3 protein-coding genes are annotated in these 2,650 nt (G+C 67.8%); all 3 read right to left on the bottom strand.

The window, feature by feature from the left end; all coding sequences use genetic code 11:
- A partial coding sequence (locus JHD07_RS17230; protein ID WP_291624337.1) for an indole-3-glycerol phosphate synthase TrpC occupies nt 1-385 on the bottom strand: 385 nt, incomplete at its 3' end.
- A 7-nt stretch (nt 386-392) separates the two neighbouring features.
- Nucleotides 393-1,406 carry an anthranilate phosphoribosyltransferase gene (gene trpD, locus JHD07_RS17225; RefSeq protein ID WP_291624335.1) on the bottom strand — a complete coding sequence of 338 codons (1,014 nt, stop codon included), beginning with the start codon at nt 1,404-1,406 and terminating at the stop codon, nt 393-395.
- A gap of 14 nt (nt 1,407-1,420) precedes the next feature.
- Nucleotides 1,421-2,650: peptidyl-prolyl cis-trans isomerase (locus tag JHD07_RS17220; RefSeq protein ID WP_291624333.1), on the bottom strand; the 1,230-nt coding region annotated here is incomplete at its 5' end.

The following is a 2,650-nucleotide window of genomic DNA, read 5'->3' as shown; positions in this document are numbered from 1 at the left end:
GATAGGTGTCGAACATGAAATCCTTGCGCAGCACCGGCAGCGAGGTCGCCGCCCGCGCCGCCACCATGAAGTCGAGATGGCCCTGGAAAGACGGCGTGTCGGTCAGCACCGAAAGACAGGCGGCACCGCCGGCCTCGTAGGCTCTGGCGAGCGCCGGCGGATCGAAATCGGCGCGAATGAGGCCCTTGGACGGTGAGGCCTTCTTGATCTCGGCAATCAGCGCGAAATCGCCACGGGCGTGCTTGGCCTTGATCGCCCGCACGAAGCCGCGCGGCGCGGCTTGCGCCTTGGCCTTGGCCTCGAGGGCCGAGAGCGGATGCGCGCGCTTGGCCGCGGCAATCTCCTCGCGCTTGTAGGTCTCGATCTTGGTCAGGATGTCCGACATGTCAGGCTCAGCTGTTGGAGACCGCGACCAGGTGCTTCAGCTTCGCGTTTGCCGCGCCGCTGTCGATCGACCTGGTGGCGATCGCAACGCCTTCCCTCAGGTCCTTGGCGCGCCCGGCCACGATCAGCGCGGCGGCCGCGTTCATCAGCGCGACGTCACGATAGGGGCTCGGCCTGCCGTCGAGCACGCTTTGCAGCGCGATGGCGTTGGCGTCGGCATCGCCGCCCTTCAGCGCACCAGCCTCGCAGCGCGACAGCCCGGCTTCTTCCGGCGTCACCTCGAAATTCCGGATCTCGCCGTTGTGGAGCGCGGAGACGAAGGTCGGGCCGGTGAGGGTGATCTCGTCGAGACCGTCGGAGCCGTGCACCACCCAGGCGGATTCCGAGCCGAGGTTCTTCAGCACCTGCGCCAGCGGCTGCACCCATTGCCTGGAGAACACGCCGACCATCTGCCGCTTGACGCCGGCCGGGTTGGAAAGCGGGCCGAGCAGGTTGAAGATCGTGCGCGTGGCGAGCTCGACCCGGGTCGGGCCGACGTTCTTCATGGCGGGATGGTGGGCCGGGGCGAACATGAAGCCGATGCCGCATTCGCGCACGCAGCGGCCGACCTGATCCGGCTTCAGATCGATCTTCACCCCGAGCGAGGCCAGCACGTCGGCGGCGCCCGAGCGCGACGACAGCGCGCGGTTACCGTGCTTGGCAACCGGCACGCCGGCCCCCGCAACGATGAAGGATGCGCAGGTCGAGACGTTGACCGAGCCGGAGCCGTCGCCGCCGGTGCCGACGATGTCGACGGCGTCGGGCGGCGCAGTTACGGTCAGCATCTTGGAGCGCATCGCCGCGACAGCGCCGGTGATCTCGTCCACGGTCTCGCCGCGCACCCTGAGCGCCATCAGCAGGCCGCCCATCTGCGAAGGCGTGGCCTCGCCGCTCATCATGGCATCGAAGGCGGAAGCGGCTTCGTCACGCGACAGGCTGGCGCCGGTCGCCACTTTTCCAATGATCGATTTCAGGTCGTCCATCGCGTGCTTTCGACTTACTGCTGGTTCGCGCCGGTCACTTGCGCGAAGGCGGCCTGATTAATGGTGGTCCCGATGTCGGCTTCGAGCTTGTTGACGTAAGAGGCGAGCTGCTCCTCGGTCTGGGCCCGGTCGAGCGTCTCCTTCAGCTTCTTGACCGCGTCGGAGGCAACGTCGACCGCGGGATCGACGATGTCGGTGACGCGGAACACGATCACCTCGCTGCCGCCGCTCACGGCGGTCTGTCCGATGCCGTCCTTGGCGGTGCGGAAGGCGGCCGCGACGACGGTGCCGGGCACGCCGGCGGGCGAATCGTCGCGCTTGAAGCCGGTGGCGGTCTCGACCTTGGCGCCAACAGCGGCGGCTTCGTCCGCGAGCTTGCCGCCCGCTTCGAGCTTCTGCACCATTTCCGTCGCCTTGGCCTTCAGCTTGGACGCGATCTGATCCTGGCGCCAGCGCGCCTCGACTTGGTCGCGGACCTCGTCGAGATTGCGGTCGCGCGAGGGCGTGATGCCGAGTACGTCGTACCAGACATAGCCGCCCTTGAACGAGATCGAGTCGTTGTCGACGCCGACATCGGTGCTGAAGGCCTGCGACACCACGTCGAGGCCCTGCGGGATGTTGGCGACCGGCTGGCCGTTCGGGGCGCGGCCGGAGCGGTCGACGGCCTCGATGGTCACGGCGGTGAGGCCGAGCTTCTGCGCCGCGTCGATCACGCTGGAGCCGCCCCCGCGTTCGTCCTCCATCTTGTCGCGGAGCTCGGCGACCTTGATGCGCGCCCGCTCGGTCGCGATCTCGCGCTTGATGTCGCCGGCCAGCTTGGCGTAGTCGGCCTCGACGCCCGGCTCGATCTTGTCGACCCTGACGATCGCGACGCCGAGCCCGCTCTGGATCGGTTGGCTGATCGCGCCGGCAGGAAGCGCGAAGGCGGCGTCGCCGACGGCAGGGGTGAGCGAAGACTTGGTCACGAGCCCGAGGTCGACGTCGGAGGCGCTCAGCCCGCGCTCCTTGCCGAGATCCTCGAACGACATCCCGCCTACGAGGCGCTCGCGTGCGGCTTGCGCTTCGGCGACGTTCGGAAACACGATCTGCTGGATCTGTCGCTTCTCCGGCGTGCCAAGCCGGTCCTTGCGTTGCTCGAACACCTTCCTCGCATCCTCGTCCGAGACATCGGTCCATTTGCCGATGTCCTCCGGCGAGACCACGACGAAGGAAATCTTGCGGTATTCGGGCGCGCGGAACTGGAC

Source organism: Bradyrhizobium sp. (assembly GCF_016462955.1).
GTDB lineage: Bacteria > Pseudomonadota > Alphaproteobacteria > Rhizobiales > Xanthobacteraceae > Bradyrhizobium.
The sequence above is the reverse complement of the archived record's forward strand: the minus strand, read 5'-3'. Positions and strand labels throughout refer to the sequence as shown.